Below are 18,053 nucleotides of genomic sequence, written 5' to 3' on the forward strand. Positions count from 1 at the left end.
TTAGCCCGCCTTGTTGACGCGCATGTACCATTCGACCAGACGCCGCACTTGGCGGTCAGTGTAGCCATGGCCGCGCATCCGTTCGACGAACTCCTGATGCTTGCCTTCAGTCTTGCTGTCCTTTTTTGATCCGAAAGAAATCACCGGCAGCAGTTCCTCGACCTGGCTGAACATATGCTTCTCGATCACATCGCGCAGCTTCTCATAAGAGTTCCAAGCCGGGTTCTTGCCGGTGTTTGCGCGGTGGCGCAGGGCAAATTTCACGACCTCGTTGCGGAAGTCCTTTGGATTGGCAATGCCAACCGGCTTTTCGATCTTCGAAAGCTCCGCGTCCAGCACTTCGCGGTTATAAAGCTGGCCGGTATCAGGATCCTTGTAATCCTGCTCCTCAATCCAGGCATCCGCGTAGGAAATATAGCGGTCAAAGACATTCTGGCCGTATTCTGTATAACTTTCGAGGTACGCCTTCTGGATCTCGTTGCCGATGAACTCTTCATAACGCGGCGCCAGTTCAGTCTTGATGAACTCCAGATACTTTTGTTCGGTCTCCTGCGGAAACTGCTCGCGTTTAATCATCTGCTCCAGCACATACATCAGATGCACCGGATCCGCGGCCACTTCATCTGTGTCGAAGTTGAAGGTGGTGGACAGCACCTTGAAGGCGAAGCGGGTGGAGATGCCGTTCATCCCCTCATCCACGCCGGCGCGGTCCTGATACTCCTGCACCGTCTTGGCCTTGGGGTCGGTGTCTTTCAGGCTTTCACCGTCATAGACCCGCATCTTGGAGTAAAGGTTTGAGTTCTCATGCGGCTTCAGCCTGGTCAGCACCGAGAAGCGGCTGAGAATTTTAAGCGTCTCCGGCGCACATGGCGCATTGCGAAGTTCGCTGTGCTCAATCAGCTTATCGTAGATCATCGACTCGTCGGAAACCCGCAGGCAGTACGGCACCTTGACGATCGACACCCGGTCGATGAAGGCCTCATTGTTCTTGTTGTTCTTGAAGGATTGCCATTCGGACTCGTTGGAATGTGCCAGGATCAAGCCGCTGAAGGGGATCGCACCAAAGCTTTCGGTGCCCATGTAGTTGCCTTCCTGGGTCGCCGTCAGCAGCGGGTGCAGCATCTTGATCGGCGCCTTGAACATCTCGACAAATTCCAGAATACCCTGGGTCGCCCGATTCAGCCCGCCGGCAAAGCTGTATGCATCCGGGTTGTCCTGACTGAAATGCTCCAGCTGGCGGATATCAACCTTACCAACCAGAGTTGAGATATCCTGGTTGTTCTCATCGCCCGGCTCAACCTTGGCCACACAGATGCGGCGCAGGCGCGATGGGTACATGCGCACCACAGAGAACTTGTTGATATCGCCGTCGAATTCATCCAGCCGCTGCACCGCCCAAGGCGACATCAGCCCCGGCAGTCGATGCTGGACAATGCCGTATTCATCTTCGAGGATCTTACCCATGCGGACCGGGTCAAACAGGCCCAGCGGGCTTTCGAAAATCGGCGAGATTTGATCGCCCGCTTTCAGCACATAGATCGGCTGCTCTTCGACCAAGCGCTTCAGACGTTCCGCCAGCGAGGATTTACCGCCGCCAACCGGGCCCAAAAGATAAAGGATCTGCTTACGCTCCTCCAGCCCCTGCGCGGCGTGGCGGAAGTAACCCACGATCCGCTCAATCGTGTCCTCCATGCCGAAGAAGTCGTGAAAGGCGCTGTAGCGCTTGATTGTGCGGTTCTGAAAGATCGGCCCGAGCCGCGAGTCCTTGGACGTGTCTACCAGCTCCTCTTTGCCAATTGCCTTCAACATCCTCTCGGCGACGTTGGCGTACAGGCTGGGATCGTCGCGGCAGGCGTTCAGGTAGTCCTGCAGCGGCATTTCCTGCTCGCGGGTTTCGCCGTACTGCTCCGCAAAAAGTTCGGCAATGTCTTTCATCTTGGATCAAGCCTCCTGGTTAGCTGGCGCCGGTCCTCCTGGCGTTCTGGTTCGCGCACGGACAGACAGTGCCCAGCACGTGGGCATGGATGTCCGCGTCAGTGTTAGAATTCTGATTTCTGCTCAGCGCCGCTGCCGGCGTACTACGTCCGGCTGGCCGCTCTTGGCGGCGGCCTGCGCCCGGCGCACCGGGGCTTTCGGCGTCATGTTACTTACATTCGAGCTTACACCAATTACGAACTTCTTACTATCTGAAAGTGGTGTACTTTTAATTAATTGCCAGAAACTTTTGCGGGAATTTCTCTTCACATCCCAGCGATCACCTCCGCTGCAAGACCGTTCTGCGCCGCAAAATTTCAACGGCTTCGTCGTCAACCATCGCTGCGACCCGGGTATCGAAGACAGCTTTCCCCGGCCCTGACTGCGCTCCCCGCGGGCACAATGATTTGCACATTCTACCGCGCGCCTGCTGGCCGTTCATGGCGGGCGCCCCGGCTGGCACAGCATCACAAGAGCACAAAAAACCTTCAAAAATCTGCGGCAGCCAAGACACGGTTACCAAGAAAACCGCCTCTCGGACGGCCCGCTCATACTGGACAGGTCTATTAAAATTGTAACAGTATGGCCTTAAAATGGCCGCAAAAGATGGCCGATGGGCAAACGTACAGGCAACGGAACGGCGCGGCATCCGCCAATTTGCGGCTGCGCAGCGCACAGATGAGTGGTATTACAATGAGCACAGTTGCATTTATTACCCGCGATATGGCGGGCACTACACAGCATGGGAACTTTTCCGAAGACACACCGGCGCGTATCGACGCAGCCCATGCCAAAGATATTTCGCTGAATCTCAGCCCTGCCGATGTCGAAAGCTACTCCCGCCAAGGCGGCAACCTGCATATCAACTTGGCTAACGGCCAGGAACTGGTGATTGAGAACTACTATTCCTACGGTTCATCCGGCGGGAAGAACCTGTTCCTCAGCCAGGACGGCGATTTCACCGAGGTTGTGCTGGAAGACAAATCCAGCGGCATGCTCTTCGCCACCTATGAGCCGCTGGATCTGACCGGCAAGTGGAGCGCCTATGACGAAATGGTGTTCCTGGACGTTGACCGCATCGAGCCGGTGGTAGCGCCGCTGGCCGCACCGTTGTTCGGCGGGCTCGGCGCAGCCGGAGCCGCAGCAGGCGTCGTTGGCGCTGCAGCAATCGCCGGCGGTGGCGGCAGTGACAGCGGAGGGACGAACGGCATTGTCCCGACAGTCGATGACCCTGATGCCTCTTACCCGGTTTCCGGATCCACGACCGAACCTGTCGTTATTACAGGCACCGGCGCACCGGGATCCGAAGTGACCGTCACTGTCGGCACGTCCACAGCCACCGCAACCGTCGATGACGACGGCGTTTGGAGCGTCACCTTCCCGGTCGATGATCTGCCGGAAGACGGGAACTATGACTCCACAGTGCATGTGGTCGACCCGAACGGGACTGAATTCGACCTGGACGGCCCTTCGGTCGTGATCGACACGGTTGCTACTGTCGACCTCGACGAGGGCCAGGCAGGAGGCGACGATTTAATTAATGCCGCGGAAGCAGCAGATGGCGTTACCCTGACCGGAACCGCCGAAGCGGGCGCCACAGTGGAAGTAACATTTCAGGGTGTTACCCGGACGGTTACCGCAATCGAAGACGGGACCTGGAGTGCTGACTTCGCGGCCTCGGAAATCGCCTCCGGGGAATATGACTCGGAAGTCAGCGTCACCGCGACCGATACATTTGGCAATTCGGACAGTGTCACTGGTACTGTCCGCGTGGACACCACAACGGCTGTGGCAATCGACAATGGCCAGGCAGGCGGTGATGACATTGTCAGCAATGCGGAGGCCACGGCTGGCCTGACTTTGACCGGAACCGGCGAGGCGGGCGCAAGTGTCAGTGTCACCGTTGAGGGCGTAACCCGCACCGCGACCGTGGATGCGGATGGCAATTGGGCTGCCGAATTCGAAGCGGGTTCCCTGCCCGCCGGCGAATACGACACGACTGTCAGCGCGACCTCCACCGACGCGGCCGGCAATACGGCCACTGCCACGGCTGATCTCCACGTGGACACTGTGGTCGATCCGCTCGCTTTGAATTCCGGCAGCATCGAGGGCGATAATGTCGTAAACGAGATCGAACGCAGCGACGGGGTGACCCTGACCGGCACGGTTGAGCCGGGCTCGGCGGTGGTTGTGCAACTGGGTGATGCGACCGAAACCGCCACGGTGGATGCGGACGGCAACTGGAGCGCATCCTTCGCAGCCGCTGACATTGCTCAGGGAAGCTACGATGCAGCCGTGGTTGTGTCTGCCACGGACGCCGTTGGCAACACGTCGGAAATCACTGACACGCTAGCCATCGACACTGAGGTAGTGCCCTTCACCTCGGACAGCGTGACCGATGACGATGTGGTGAGCCTGGCGGAAAGTTCTGCGGGCCTCTCGATGTCCGGCACAGTCGAACCCGGATCGACAGTGCAAGTCACCATTCAGGGCGTAACCCGGAACGCTCTTGTGGATCCGGACGGCAACTGGACTGCGGAGTTTGAAGCCGGCGACCTGCGCGAAGGCACTTATGAGGCAACAGCTGCAATCACGGCCACGGATCCGGCAGGCAATACGCAGACCCTGATTGAGGAATTCAGCGTCGACACAGAATATGATGCCCCCAACATTGGCGATGTGATCAGCACCGGCACCAGTGTCAGCGGCGTTTTCAGCGACGATTTTGAGGCCGGCGACACGATACATGAGCTGACCAGCACGGGCAGTGTTTCAGATGTCAGCGGCACTGAAACCGATCTTGGCAACGGCGAGACCCTGTACGACTTCGATGCAGACGTGCCGGACGGCTCGCACCTGGTTGTTAACCGGGTGGACGACGCCGGCAACAGCTCCGGCACATTGGTGGTTCTCGAAGACGGTGCCGGCGCAACTGTGCTGAATCATTCGGGCCTCGCGCAGTTCAACATCGACGAGCTGAATCTGGTCCATGCCGATGCGGTCGATCTGACCCTGACCGAAGCCGATATCAACGCACTGTCGGGCAATGCCAACAAGCTCACCGTGCATGGCGAATCCGATGACACGCTTACCATCACCGGGGCAACGGCTGCGGGCACCGAAACGGTCGATGGCGAGACCTTCAACGTCTACACCATCGGCGATGACGGCACCACGCTGGCGGTGGACGAAGACGTCAACGTCTTGATCTGATCTATCGGCCCGGCGGTCATTGCCACCGGGCCCAATACATTAAAAGCCTAAAACAAAAGGGCAAATGGCAGGATGCAACCGGGACGCTTCTTTTGCGCCATCGCAGTGATGTGCAGCCTGTCGGCCTGCGCCCAAACGCTGCCGTTCGGCGGCGGAGATAGCGCAGATACCGCGCCGCGCAGCAATTTCTCGCAAACCGGCGAGGCCTCCTCCGCAGTGATCCGGGATCTGATGGAACGCCGTTCCCTGCTGACGCAAGACAGCGCCTACGGGCAAGTGGCCGAAGCCGCAATTGCCGCCTCTTCCCGCGCTGCCGAAGCAGAGTTGATCAGTGCCAAACTGCGCGCCGAAGCAGCCTCCAAGAACTGGCTGCCAACCCTTGGCCCATCCGTCAGCCTGACAGATCTGGGGGAACTGGTGGCCGGCTTGCTGATTGAGCAGGTGTTGTTTGACAATGGCCGCCGCAAGGCCGAGCGCGCCTTTGCCGCCGCTGATGTCGAAGTGGCTGCCGTCAGCCTGTCCCAGGACATGAACAGCCGCGTCGAAACCGCTGTCGGGCTATATGCCGCGGCCTTGCGGGGCGATGAAAAGGCCGCCTATGGCAACCGCGCGCTGCGCCGGATGCAGGAATTCCGCCGCATCGTACAGGGACGCGTCGACGGCGGCGTGTCGGACCGCGCCGACCTCAATGTGGTGGACAGCAAAATCAGCGGCATCCGAACGGCCACAGCCACCGCCCGTGATGCCGCCGCTACCGCGCGAGCAGAACTGCAGGCGATGACCGGCCGGTCCTTTGCGCAGAAACCCTCGCATCTGGGGATAGCCACCCCGCCGGAGCAGGTGCAGTTCCTCTCCGTGCTGAAGGCAAGCGCCGAAGCGGAACGCACCATTGCCCAAGCCAAATCCGGCCGCGCCGGGCTGCTGCCCCAGATTGCGGCCTCGGGCAATGTGACCTCAGACGGATCCGGTGCCGGGCTGACCCTGGATGTTGGCCAGCCGCTCGGGTTGGGCACGCCCGCCGCCATTCAAGCGCTGGAAGCCTCCAAGGAGGCCGCCACCCGCCAGATTGGCGAGACCGAGGAGATTGCCCGCCGAACCTACAGCCGCCAGGTCCAGCAAATTGCGTCATACCGGCGCCAGGAAGGCGAGACCGCAGCGCTGGTGCGCCGCAGCCGCGAGACTTTCGGCCTGTTTCAGAAGCAATTCGAAGCGGGCCAGCGCCCTGTGATGGAGGTCATCCAGGTTTACGAAGAGCTGGTGCGCCGCGAGCAGGCCTATATCGACGCGAAATATGAGGTGGTGCTGATCCAGCTGCAGCTGGCGCGCGACCTGGGGCTGCTGGCCGATGGGGACAAGATTTGACCGACACGACGCAAAAGCCTCCGCGCGCCGTCCCCGCCTCCGGCAAGAAACCGGTGTTGCGGGCTGTGCCTGTGTCCGGCCCTCCGGTAGCGGCACCGGAAGCCATGCCGCCGGCCAACACTCCCGCCCCGGCGCCGGCCGCCAAACGGCAGCCAAAGACCCAGCCGCAGGATACCCAGCCTGAAGTCGGTTCGCTGCTGGAAGGCGCTGCAACCCGTATTCAGCACCGTGCCAGCCTGATTGCCACATTGGCCGCCCTGAAGGGCAGCGAAGTACCGGTGAGCGATGTCGCCGCCTTTCTGTGGAGCGAAACCCCAGGTGACCTTTCACTGCATTCGCTGGCAAAGGCGCTGCACACCACTGGCCTGCAGCCGAAGATCCTTGAAAAACAGCCGCTGAGCCCGCCCCTTTGGCCTGCCCTGGCGATCATGTCCGGCGGGCAATGCGTGCTGGTGCTGAGCCAGGCAGACGATGTGCTGACAATCTATGACACTGCCTGTGCGGACAACCGCACCGAGGTGCCGCTGGGTGAATTCAGCCCCTATTTCACCGGCACCGTGCTGTCGGCCCGCCCCTCGCTGAAGCATATGGCGGCGAAACACACGCCGCAGATAGACCCCGGCCACTGGTTCTGGAGCGAATTCCCGAAATACCGCCGCCAAGTTGGCGAAATCATGCTAGGATCGCTGGTCGCCAATATCCTGGCGGTCTCGGTCGCGCTGTTCTCGCTGCAGGTCTATGACCGTGTGGTGCCGCACCAGTCGCAAGCCACACTGTGGGTGCTCGCAATAGGTGCCTTCCTGGCCATTGCGCTGGAGGCGATGCTGAAGCTGGCCCGGGCCCGGCTGACCGATGCCGCAGGCCGCCAGATCGAGCTGTCGGTGCAGCATAACCTGATGCGCCGCCTGATCGGCATGCGTTCGGACAAAAAGCCGCTGCCGCCGTCCGGCCTGTTCGCCGCGATGCGCGATTTCGGCTCGGTGCGGGAGTTCTTCACTTCCTCGACCATCTCGACCCTGGCCGACATCCCTTTTATCGCCGTTTTCCTGCTGCTTGTGGCTTCGATCGCCGGGCCGGTCGTCTGGGTGATAATCGCCGGCGGCATCCTGATGCTGCTGCCGGCCTATTTCATGCAGAAGAAGATGATCGCCCTGACCCGCCAGACCCAGGGCGCCAACGCCAAGGCGGGGCGGCTGCTGCATGAGGTGGTGACTGAGCTGGACACCGTAAAAACCCAGCGCGGCGAGGAGCGGGTGCTGCGGCTGTGGGATGAGCTGAACACGCTGTCGTCCCATTCCGCGACCGAGCAGCGCAAGCTGTCCAGCGCCCTCACCTATTGGTCGCAAGGGGTGCAGCAAGCGACCTATATCACCGCCGTGGTGCTGGGAACGCTACTGGTTTTCGCAGGCGAGTTCACCGTCGGCACAATCATCGCCACCGGTATTCTGACCAGCCGCACCTTGGCGCCGCTGACCCAGTTTGCGGCCACATTGGCGCGCTGGAGCAACGTGAAGGCCGCACTCGAAGGGCTGGATGCGATTGCCCTGGCGCCGCAGGAAAAAGAAAAGGAACGCACCTACCTGCGCCGTCAGAAGATCGAGGGCCGGTTCGACCTGCGCGAGATCCTGTTCCGCTACGAAGACGACGCTGCACCAACACTCGACGTGCAAGCGGTGGCGGTCACCCCCGGTCAGCGGGTTGCGGTTCTGGGCGTGAACGGGTCGGGAAAGTCCACCCTGCTCAAGCTGCTGTCGGGGCTTTATGCCCCTGATCACGGCCGCATCCTGCTGGATGGCACTGACATGGCACAGATCGACCCGCGCGACCTGCGGACGGGCATCGGTTATCTCAGCCAGGACGTGCGCCTGTTTGCCGGCACTCTGCGCGACAACCTGAACCTCAACCAGCTGGAGCGCGACGACGACCGGCTGATGGACGCGCTGGAGTTTGCCGGCCTCGGCGCACATGTGCGCAACCACCACAAAGGCCTGGATCTGGAAATCAGCGATGGCGGCCATGGCCTGTCGATCGGTCAGCGCCAGTCGATCGGCTGGGCACGGCTGTGGCTGCAGGACCCCTCGGTGGTGCTGCTGGATGAGCCCACAGCCGCGCTGGATCAGACTCTGGAGCGCACCCTGGTCAGCCGTCTGGAAACCTGGCTGGAAGGCCGCACCGCTGTGATCGCCACCCACCGGATGCCGATTCTGTCGTTGACCAACCGCACCCTGATCCTGCAATCGGGCCGGATGGTCGTCGACGGGCCGCGGGATCAGGTTCTGGCCCATTTGGCCGCCGGAGAAGGCAAATGACCGCGGCTCTGCATGACCCTTACGGCAACGCCGAGACCACGCGCAGCGCCAGCCGCATCATCTACCTGGTGCTCGCCGCCCTGCTGACCTTCCTGATCTGGGCCGCTTTTGCCTCGATCGATGAAATTGTCCGCGGCGAGGGCCAGGTGGTTTCCTCTTCCCGCTCCCAAATCGTGCAGAACCTCGAAGGCGGCATCCTGGCTGAACTCCAGGTGCGCCAAGGCGACATCGTCACCGCGGGCCAGGTGCTGGCCAAGCTGCAGGACACCAAATTCCGCGCCGCGGCCGATGAGCTGCAAAACCAGATCGATGCGCTGGAAATCAAACGCTACCGGCTGGAGGCGCAAATGAAAGGCGCCTTTGAATTCACGGTGCCGGAAATGTTGGCACAGCGTTCCCCCGGCATCCTGTCCTCTGAACGCGGTCTGCTGATTGCCCGCCAAACCGACTTTACCAGCCGCCGGGACAGCGCCAAGCAGATCCTGGACCAGCAGAATGCTGAGCTGGCCAATATGGAGCGGCTCTACAAACAGAAGATCGTGGCCCTGATCGAAGTGAACAAGGCCCGCAAACTAAGCACTGACGCCCGCGCCAAATACAACGAGATCGGCACCCAGGCAGAATTGGAACAGGCCAAGGAGTACTCCCGGACCTTGCGCGAACTGACCACCCTGCGCCAGGAACAGCGGCTGGCGGTGGATCAACTGAATCGCACCATCATCACCTCGCCGATGGCCGGTATCGTCAACAGCCTTTCTGTCACAACCATCGGCGGCGTGATCCGCCCTGGCGAAGAAATTCTGGAGATTATCCCGCTGGGCGAAGAGCTGTTTGTCGAAGCCCGTATCAAGCCTGAGAATATCGCCAGTGTGCAGCCCGGCCAGGACGCTACAATCAAGCTTTCTGCCTATGACTACACCATCTACGGCTCCCTGCGCGGCAAGGTGGATTTTGTCTCAGCCGATACTTTCGAGGATGAGCGCAATCCGCGCGCCGAACCCTATTACCGGGTGACGGTGCGGGTCGATAAATCCGGTTTTACCGAGCGCCAGCAAGCCATTGAGATCCGCCCGGGGATGCGGGCAACCGCAGAACTGCAGACCGGTGCCAAGACCGTGCTGCAATACCTCCTGAAACCGCTGTACAAGTCCCGCGAAGCCCTGCGAGAGCCTTGAAGCAAAGGAATTCGCCTGCCCCAAGACCTGACGGCAGGCTGAAAACTGTCCCTTGGCCGGCCGGGTCCCTTAGCCCGCCCGCCGCATCAGATCCCGCAGCGTCGAGTCCAGCGCCGTTCCGATCGACACCCGGCGGCTGCCCATCGCGGCCTTGGCCGAAATCACCGAAACCAGCCGCGGCGGCAATCCCGGGCGCATTTCCAGCACCGGCGAGCCTGAAGCGCCGAATTCCACTAGACATGACATCACCAAGGTGCGGCTCTGCCGCGCCAGGACGCTGCAGGATGGCTCCAGATTGAGCCGGGTTGCATGCCTGCGGGTATAGGACAGAACCCCCAGGATATCCCCCCGCGCTGCGCCGCTGGACATTGTCAGCGGCTGAACCTGGCTGCGGCTGATCGGCCGGTCAAGTTTCAGCACCGCCAGATCGCTGCCGATCTGATGGGTGCCTGCAGGCCGGTACCGGTACTGCGGGTGCATTACCGCTTTCACCACTTGCCGCAAGGCCACGGCCTGCCGCCCGGACAGACCCGCTTCGAAGCGGATCGTGGACGGGTCAACCTGCGCCCCCGTCCTGGGATCGAACAGGCAGTGCGCCGCCGTCAGCACCAGGTCCGGTGCGACCAGCGCCCCGGTGCACATGTTTATATTTGAGATATTCAGCCGTCCGACGGCCTCCCACCCTTCTATAGATCCGACGTTCGGCCGCGCCTCATCCGCAGCCCCGCCAACGGGCATGCCCAAGGACAGGCACGCCGCAATCGCAGCAATTAGAAGTCTCATTATCCACTCCAGCTTCCCACAGACGCATCGTCATTCAGGCGTGCGGCTGGAATGAGGCCCAATGCCGCCAGGCTGGGGCGGATTCATGGACAGAATGTGGCGGCGTTAACAATTCCCTAACCGCCCCGGTTATTGGTGCTTAACCATGGCAAAAAAACCCCCTGCGGCGCCAGAGAAAGTAAACAATCCATTAACATTTGTTCCAAGCCATCAACAAACAAAGAGAATTCCGCAGCCGCACGCCTTCCCGCGATCACTGAATCCGGCAATCCCCCCCGAATCGAGGCTCCCGTTTTTGCGATGCGTTAACATTTTCCACACTTTCTGAGCCGAACGATGCAGCGAGTGCATCCGCATGCTGGCAGCGCTGCCGCCCAAATGGTTAACGCGCGCTGGTTGGAACTGCGGCCGTCTGTCCAATCCTTCTTGTGAGCATAAGGAGAACTAACGGATAAAAAATCTATCTGGTATTGTGTTCTTGTGTATGTCAGTTCCTGCATCCACCGCCTGGAGGATGCGTTCCGGAGGTCGCAAATTTGGAAATACTTCGTTCCTTCAAGTTGGCTCACAAGCCTCCGAAGCTTGTCATCGAAACTGCACTCACTGTGACAATTGTCCTGGTTGCTTTCAGCAGCAGCAACTTCCGGCGCAGTGTTGTTCACAATGCCGAACTGTTCATGCAATTCATGATTCAGGACCGCAAACCAGCGCTGCAATCTTATCTCGCATCCATCGAAGCCGCGATCCTGACAAATGGCTCAGTCCCGTTGACCGCCAAGGCAATGAAAGACCTGGGCGTAACCTGGGGCACCCGTGGAGGGGCCGGTGAGAAAGAGGTTCAGAACCTTTCTATGTTTGCCTCTGCCGCTTCGCCTTATGATGTTCACTTCGAGCGCAATCACCCGGCTGTCAAATAGATGATGGAGCATCTTGGATTTTATAACATCTTCCTGATCAGACCGTCGGGCGACGTGATCTTTTCTGTCGCCAAGGACAGCCGATTACACGACGAACATGGTTACCGGCCCCTCTAAGAATTCTGGCCTTGCACAGGCGTTCCAACTGGCTGCGGCTGGTGAGAAGGACAGTGTCCGTTTCTCCGATATAGCAACCAATGAGCCCAGTGCCAGTGCTCCGGCGGCATTCGCAGCTACCCGTATCATGGACAGTGGCGGGCGCTGCATCGGCATCTTTGCGCTGCAGGTCGCAATTGGCGGCATCTCCGCAATTATCTCCGGTTTTACAGGGGATCTGAACACACTGGACGTTTACCTGGCCGGCCAGGACTTCAAGGCCCGGCCCCCTTGCCGGCTTGAAGACGGGCATGCCCTGCTGAAGGATTTGCCGCCTCTGCCCCATATTCAAGTTGCCTATGCCGCAGCGCCCGTGCTGTCCGGAGAGGACGCTTCCCGAGCTGCGGGAACATTTTATCCTTCGAAGGCCCGGACCAATGGCGGGGAAATTGCCGCAGCTTCAATACCGGCAGCCTTTCGTAATCTCCAATGGGTACTGGTGGCAGAGCTTGACCGGGCCGAAATTCTGACCCCCGCAGTGACCCAGCGGCGGATTATGATCCTGATATCCCTGACCTGTGCCGCTGTGATTTCAATAGCGGGCTGGCTGTTTGCGCGTCCGGCCACCAGACAGACCCATCGTTTATGCGCGGAGATGGAAGCGGTTTCGGCAGGAAACCTGGAGACAGACGTTCAAGCCGTGCACCGGTCCTATGAGATCAGCAAAATCGGCAAGACGCTGGTCTTGATGCAATCAGATCTAAAAAGGCCCGTAGTGCCGAGGAGCATCACAAAACACTGCAGCTGGAACAGACGGCAGCGGCTGTGGATGGGCTGACCGCGTCGGTGAAATCCAGCGTAGTCGGCGCCCGCAGCGTCGAGGCCGCCATGGAAGAGGCCCGTTCGGAAGCTGAGACCAGCGGCACCGTTGTCCAGAATGCTGTTTCCGAAATGACCGGGAGCGAGCACCCATTGACGACATCGCCTGTCACGCCAATCTGCTGGCTTTGAATGCAGGCGAGGCGGGTCGCGGCTTTGCTGTGGCCGCCTCTGAGGTGCGGGCGCTGGCGCAGCGGTCTTCGGATGCGGCATATTCGGAGCTCCAACATGCCGCATTCTGCCGGAAAACTGTATCCTGCGGGCCGAGCATATCTGCTGCACGCCTCTGGACTGCGCACGATCAAGCGCGCGCGGCCGTCCTTGCAGAAGCAGCCCTGCCTGAATTGCAGGTCATCCTCCTCGTTCCAGCAGGGCGGTAGAACCGGTTCCGATCCGATCATGCCCCGAGATGCAAAGACTTCGCAAATCGGGCGGCCACAGCGCAATACAGCGCAAATAGCCGAACCACTGTCCATAGCCTCGGTGTTCTTAAGTCAAATTCGTGAGGAATATTAACCTATGCGATAGCCGTTATGTGCTACGTTACCGCTATACGAGTAAACCCGGATACGCATCCCCGGGTAAAACGTGTTTCACAAGGGGAACAGAATGAGAAATGCTAGTTTTCCGGACATGACAGCCCCAACGGCCTTGCAGCCGGTCATACTCAACATCCTGTCTGTGGATGATGATGAAATCGACAGGCTGCGCTTGAACAAATTATGCCGTAAAGCCGGAATGAAGGCTGAGTTCTTCGAAGCTGCCAACCTCGAAGAAATGCGCCAGCAGCTGGAGGTAGAGCAATTTGATCTGGTGTTTCTGGATCATAACCTTGGCATGGACACCGGGCTTGACGCACTCAAAATCCTGTTGACGCATGAAGAGCAAGTCCAGGCCGTGCCCATCATGCTGACGAGCATGACGAACTATCAAATTGCCGTTGAAGCCATGCGCCGCGGCTGCGCCGACTACATTGTCAAGGAAGAGCTGTCCGCCGACACACTGATCAAATCCATCGCCTCCGCAATCGAACGGCGGGCGCTTTATGGCCAGCTCAGCAGCGCGCGCGCAACTGAAAAAGAATTCAGGCGGATCTTCAAGCGGTTCATTGTCGGCTGCGGGCCTGACCTTCGGCTGCTGCTGAGCCGAACGCTTGCCGGTGTCCGTATGGTCAAGACACAAGCCCGGCAGGATGACACTGTGCCATCCGCCATTTTATCCGACGTTTCACTGCTTGAGCGAAGCTGCAAGGATCTGGTTGTTTTTATGGACGACCTGGAAAGCGTCATCTCAGAAACGCAGGAAATTACAGCAAAAGTGAATCCCAGACTGCTCCAATAACATCCTGCTTCGCCGGTCTGGCGCAGAAGAACCTTGGACATGTCCCTGACGCCCATGAAACTGAAGGTCAGAGTTGTGAAAACTGTTATTTGTGCCATCCGGCGCACCCACGCGCGATACTCCTTCGGCGGCCGCCCCGTTTCAAGACGCCGGTTTCACGGCCTGGCGGTTTGTCGGACACGGGATACCAGCCGGTTTCATCCCGAAAATAAGCGACCCGTTTTCACGGCTCTGGGAGAGGGGCGGGCTGTCATCGGCACCCGTCCGGCCAGTGCCGAAATAGGCTCCAGCCATGTCAACGGCGAACAAGCGTCTTTTCTAATCGGTTCCGGAAATAAACCGATGCGCCAGCAAACTGATAAAGTCTTCACAAGTCTGCCCAGAACGCGGGAGCAGGGCCGGTTTGGGCCTCTGTCCTCCATAAGAGTATGGCATAATGCCCTGTATGAGGGAGCTTTGCGGGCCTCAAGCAGACAAGCCGTCGCCCTCTCTATTTCCAGACGCTCTGTAAACCGGCGCGGCAAAGCAGCAGCCTCTGATGCCCTCTGGCAGGCTGCGGACCTGCGCGGCATCCCAATGGGCTTGCAGTGCAGGACTACCTCATTCCCCCCAGCCTGTAACCAGTACCGTCTTCGAGCAGGCGGCAGGATACTGCCGCGCTGCAAGGAAAGGCATCTTAAGAAAACCCGCAATGATGCCCTGCCCCACCCCAGACGGTCCAACAGAGCCTGCAGCAACGTGGAGCGGCCGCAGGAAGCGCTTACAAAGGATACGGCAGCATGATTTCCATTCCCCAAACCGCCGAACGCCCGGCCCTGAACATTATCCTTGTTGAAGATGACGACGGTGACGCAAAAGCCCTGCACCGCGCATTCGACCGGGCCCGGATTGCCAACCCGATCAAACGGTTCGTGGACGGGGTCGAGGCCTTGGCGTTCCTGCGCGGCGAACTGCACCAGGTTCCGCCGCCCAATTTTGTCGTGCTGAGCGATATCAATATGCCCCGCAAGAACGGGATTGAGCTTCTGAAGGAAATCCGCGCCGACCCGGTGCTGCACAAGGTCCTTTTTATCGTGCTTACAACTTCGGCCGACGAACGGGATATTTCCGCCGCCTACGCGAACAATGTCGCCGGATATATCCTCAAATCCAAGGCAGGCGACATGTTTGTCGACTTGATGGCAACCCTCAACAACTACTGGCGCATTGTAGAACTGCCCGATATCCACATCAAAAAGGTGTCCGATGACGGTCCTCAACATCCTAATCATTGATGACGATGCCGGTGACCGGAAACTGGCACGCAGACTGCTGCAGAATCTTTATCCTGATGCCAATGTGATTGAGGCCGACTGCGGAAAGGACGCCATGTCTCACTCCGGTCTTCCGGTGGATGTGATTCTTCTGGACTACCTCCTGCCGGATGGCACCGGGCTCGACCTGATTGCGCAGCTGACCGAAACCTGGCCGCGGGCGGTTTTGTTCATGACAACCGGTCAGGGCGATGAGGAAATCGCCAAAAGTGTCATTCTGGCCGGCGCCAGTGATTACATCCCCAAATCAGCTATCACGTCCGAATCCCTGATGCGGATGATCTCGAACGGGCAGAAGGTTGCCGACATGCGCTGGCGGATCCAGGAACAGCAGAACGAGCTGCGCCTTTTCTCCGATGTGCTGGTACATGACATGCGGGCGCCAATCCGGGCCATTAAATTTCTTAGCGACCAGATACACGAGGATTACCAGAACGGCGATCTTGAGGAGGTGGCCCGGCAATTTGAACTCATGAAGAAATCGGTGCGCAAAACGTCTGAACTGATCGAAGGACTGGCCTCCCATATCAATCCGCACAGCAATGGCAAACCTGCCTATGTGACCGTTGAAAGCCTGTTTGACAGCCTGCGGGCAGTCATGGCGCAGGACCTTGCGGAATCCGGCGCCCGGATAGAATGGAATTCCGGCGGGCTGGCTGGCTTGTGTTTCCCGCCGGACATCGTGCAATTGCTGCAAAACCTCATCGGCAACGCAATCAAATACAGCGGCGGTAAAACCGCTGAGATTTCCGTAACGGCGGAACGGGCCGGGCCTGGATTGATGATATCCGTTGCGGACAATGGTATCGGCGTTCCGGCGCAATACCGGGACAAGATCTTTGAGCCCTTCAAGCGGCTGCAGCGTGGCAGTGATCAGCCAGGCAGTGGTTTGGGTCTGGCGACCTGCGCTAAAATTGCCAAGCGTCACAACGGGTCGATCTGGTGCGAGCCGCAAGCGGAGACGGGCACCACAATCCGCTTCACAATCGGCCTCGAAGCCGGGCAGGCACAGGAAACGGCCTGAAAGCAGGACTGCACGCTCCTGCGGCAGACAGTGGTGCAACGGGGAAGGCAGATCATTGCTGCACCCCACCCGATGCCTGCTGGGGGAAAGAGCTTTCAGATGTCCTTCCCCCAGCCCCTTCAACGCGGACATCAGCCAAGCGGTATCCTGTTCCGTTTTACAGTGACGAAATGCATCTTTGCCGCAATACGACCGTCCCAAAGGTACGGGCCAGCGGCGGTGCCAATAGGCAGGCTGAGGCGCAGTGGAACGGCTGTTCAGCAAAAGCTGTGCCCCATGAGCCGCATCCGGAATCTCCACCACCGGTGCCAAATTGGCCAGTTAGAAAAGGAGGTGTCCGCAATCCGTGTTGGTTGGACCTCGGGGGTGTTGACTTGCGATGGGATTTTCCCTCCACCGTCGATTAGAGTCCGTGCCAACTTTGCTCTGAGCCCCAACATTGGACCACCGGAAGCTGGAATTTCCCGGCTGTTTGCTCTGGTCCCCAACATTGGACCACCGGAAGCTGGAGTTTTCCGGCTGTGTCACGATGACGGGCTGGTGACGCCATCGGGATAATGCATGGCAATCGGGACGTTATACCCGATCGCACTGTGAGGTCGGTCTTCGTTGTAGTGTCTACGCCAAGCTTCCAACTTTTCGCGGGCGTCGGCAAGGCTCATGAACCAATGCGCGTTCAGGCATTCGGATCGGAGCTTGCTGTTGAACGCCTCGATGAACCCGTTGTCCGTCGGCTTTCCGGGCCGTGAGAAGTCCAGCGTGACGTCATTGGCGTAGGCCCAGAGATCCAGATCGCGGGAGATGAACTCGCTGCCATTATCGACTCGAATGGTGTTCGGGTAGCCAATCCTGCCGCAAACCTGTTCCAGGGTCTGAACCACGTCCTCGCCGCGGTAGCTGAACCGAGGATCCACGACAGGGCAGAACCGCGAATGCGTGTCGACCACGGTCAGGATCCTCAATTTCTTTCCCATGGCCAGCTGGTCGTGAACAAAATCCATTGCCCAGACGTCGTTCGGCCCGGTGGCTTCTTCGCGATCCTCGCGCAGCTTGGCTTTCACTCGCCGTTTCGGGTGCTTATTCCGCAACTGCAGACCCAACTCATTGTAAATCCTGCGTGTCTTCTTGATATTGATGGTCCAGCCCTCTCGCCGCAACAGAACATGAACGCGCCTGTAGCCATAGCGCACACGCGTTTCTGCAATCTCCTTGATCCGCCGCTCGACGGCTGCCTGGCCCGTGCGCCGGGACTTGCAGTGGTAGGTGGAGGTGTCAAAGAAGATGGCCCCGCAGGCCCTCCGGATCGACACGCCCCAGTCGACGCGCATCCCGGTAACGATCTAGCGCAAACGGCCAGGGTTCAAAGCTTTCCGCGGATGATATCCTGCAAAATCTCGCGGTCGAGGGTGAGGCCGGCCACGATCTTCCTAAGCCGCGTGTTCTCATCCTCCAGCGCTTTCAGCCAGCGCATCTCGTCAAGCAGAAGGCCGCCGTACTTCTTCTTCCAGTTAAAGCAGGTCGCCTGGCTGATCCCAGCCTTCCGGCAGATCTCCGCGACCGGTGTCCCTTGCTCGCCCTGCTTCAGGATAAACGCTTTCTGCGCCTCAGTGAACCTCGATGCTTTCATGCGATCCCGCTCCTCTCCCAGCCTGGGAAACTTAGCGGAA

At 59.4% G+C, this 18,053-nt stretch carries 12 protein-coding genes and 2 pseudogenes; 11 read left to right on the forward strand and 3 right to left on the reverse strand.

Annotation, left to right across the window (positions count from 1 at the left end):
• Nucleotides 1-1,935, reverse strand: coding sequence for a PrkA family serine protein kinase (locus METH_RS13895; protein ID WP_024091107.1), 1,935 nt, complete (start codon nt 1,933-1,935; stop codon nt 1-3).
• A gap of 85 nt (nt 1,936-2,020) precedes the next feature.
• Between METH_RS13895 and METH_RS23975 the strand changes: the two genes are divergently transcribed.
• The 5 genes from METH_RS23975 (at nt 2,021) to METH_RS13915 (ending at nt 10,033) form a co-directional block, all read left to right on the forward strand.
• Complete coding sequence (locus tag METH_RS23975; protein ID WP_156927491.1) at nt 2,021-2,356, forward strand: hypothetical protein; 336 nt, start codon at nt 2,021-2,023, stop codon at nt 2,354-2,356.
• A 311-nt stretch (nt 2,357-2,667) separates the two neighbouring features.
• The gene (locus tag METH_RS13900) at nt 2,668-5,187 is read left to right on the forward strand and encodes an Ig-like domain-containing protein (protein WP_024091108.1); all 2,520 of its coding nucleotides are present in this window, start codon (nt 2,668-2,670) and stop codon (nt 5,185-5,187) included.
• A gap of 72 nt (nt 5,188-5,259) precedes the next feature.
• Nucleotides 5,260-6,549 (forward strand): TolC family protein, encoded by a 1,290-nt coding sequence (locus tag METH_RS13905; RefSeq protein ID WP_024091109.1) that lies wholly within the window; start codon nt 5,260-5,262, stop codon nt 6,547-6,549.
• The gene (locus tag METH_RS13910) at nt 6,546-8,858 is read left to right on the forward strand and encodes an ATP-binding cassette domain-containing protein (protein WP_024091110.1); all 2,313 of its coding nucleotides are present in this window, start codon (nt 6,546-6,548) and stop codon (nt 8,856-8,858) included. Before METH_RS13905 ends, METH_RS13910 begins: the two co-directional genes overlap by 4 nt.
• Nucleotides 8,855-10,033 carry an HlyD family type I secretion periplasmic adaptor subunit gene (locus METH_RS13915; RefSeq protein WP_024091111.1) on the forward strand — a complete coding sequence of 393 codons (1,179 nt, stop codon included), beginning with the start codon at nt 8,855-8,857 and terminating at the stop codon, nt 10,031-10,033. Before METH_RS13910 ends, METH_RS13915 begins: the two co-directional genes overlap by 4 nt.
• A gap of 69 nt (nt 10,034-10,102) precedes the next feature.
• Here METH_RS13915 and METH_RS13920 read toward each other — a convergent pair whose 3' ends face one another.
• Nucleotides 10,103-10,816 (reverse strand): trypsin-like serine peptidase, encoded by a 714-nt coding sequence (locus METH_RS13920; protein ID WP_024091112.1) that lies wholly within the window; start codon nt 10,814-10,816, stop codon nt 10,103-10,105.
• Between the two features lie 536 nt (nt 10,817-11,352).
• Here METH_RS13920 and METH_RS13925 point away from each other — a divergent pair.
• The 6 genes and pseudogenes from METH_RS13925 (at nt 11,353) to METH_RS13945 (ending at nt 16,386) form a co-directional block, all read left to right on the forward strand.
• On the forward strand, nt 11,353-11,733 hold the full coding sequence (locus tag METH_RS13925; RefSeq protein WP_156927492.1) for a hypothetical protein: 381 nt from the start codon (nt 11,353-11,355) through the stop codon (nt 11,731-11,733).
• Nucleotides 11,734-11,830: 97 nt separating this feature from the next.
• Nucleotides 11,831-12,667 carry a HAMP domain-containing protein gene (locus tag METH_RS13930; protein WP_084013796.1) on the forward strand — a complete coding sequence of 279 codons (837 nt, stop codon included), beginning with the start codon at nt 11,831-11,833 and terminating at the stop codon, nt 12,665-12,667.
• A pseudogene (locus tag METH_RS25175) lies at nt 12,634-12,920 on the forward strand (methyl-accepting chemotaxis protein); the annotation flags it as partial. The gene METH_RS13930 and the pseudogene METH_RS25175, both read left to right, overlap by 34 nt.
• Before the next feature lie 397 nt (nt 12,921-13,317).
• On the forward strand, nt 13,318-14,049 hold the full coding sequence (locus METH_RS13935; RefSeq protein WP_024091117.1) for a response regulator: 732 nt from the start codon (nt 13,318-13,320) through the stop codon (nt 14,047-14,049).
• Between the two features lie 779 nt (nt 14,050-14,828).
• On the forward strand, nt 14,829-15,323 hold the full coding sequence (locus METH_RS13940) for a response regulator (RefSeq protein WP_024091118.1): 495 nt from the start codon (nt 14,829-14,831) through the stop codon (nt 15,321-15,323).
• The gene (locus METH_RS13945) at nt 15,295-16,386 is read left to right on the forward strand and encodes a sensor histidine kinase (protein ID WP_024091119.1); all 1,092 of its coding nucleotides are present in this window, start codon (nt 15,295-15,297) and stop codon (nt 16,384-16,386) included. Before METH_RS13940 ends, METH_RS13945 begins: the two co-directional genes overlap by 29 nt.
• A 524-nt stretch (nt 16,387-16,910) precedes the next feature.
• Here METH_RS13945 and METH_RS13950 read toward each other — a convergent pair.
• Nucleotides 16,911-18,013 (reverse strand): annotated as a pseudogene (locus METH_RS13950) (IS3 family transposase).
• Nucleotides 18,014-18,053 lie beyond the last annotated feature (40 nt).

Origin of the sequence: Leisingera methylohalidivorans DSM 14336 (assembly GCF_000511355.1) — a bacterium.
Lineage (GTDB): Bacteria > Pseudomonadota > Alphaproteobacteria > Rhodobacterales > Rhodobacteraceae > Leisingera > Leisingera methylohalidivorans.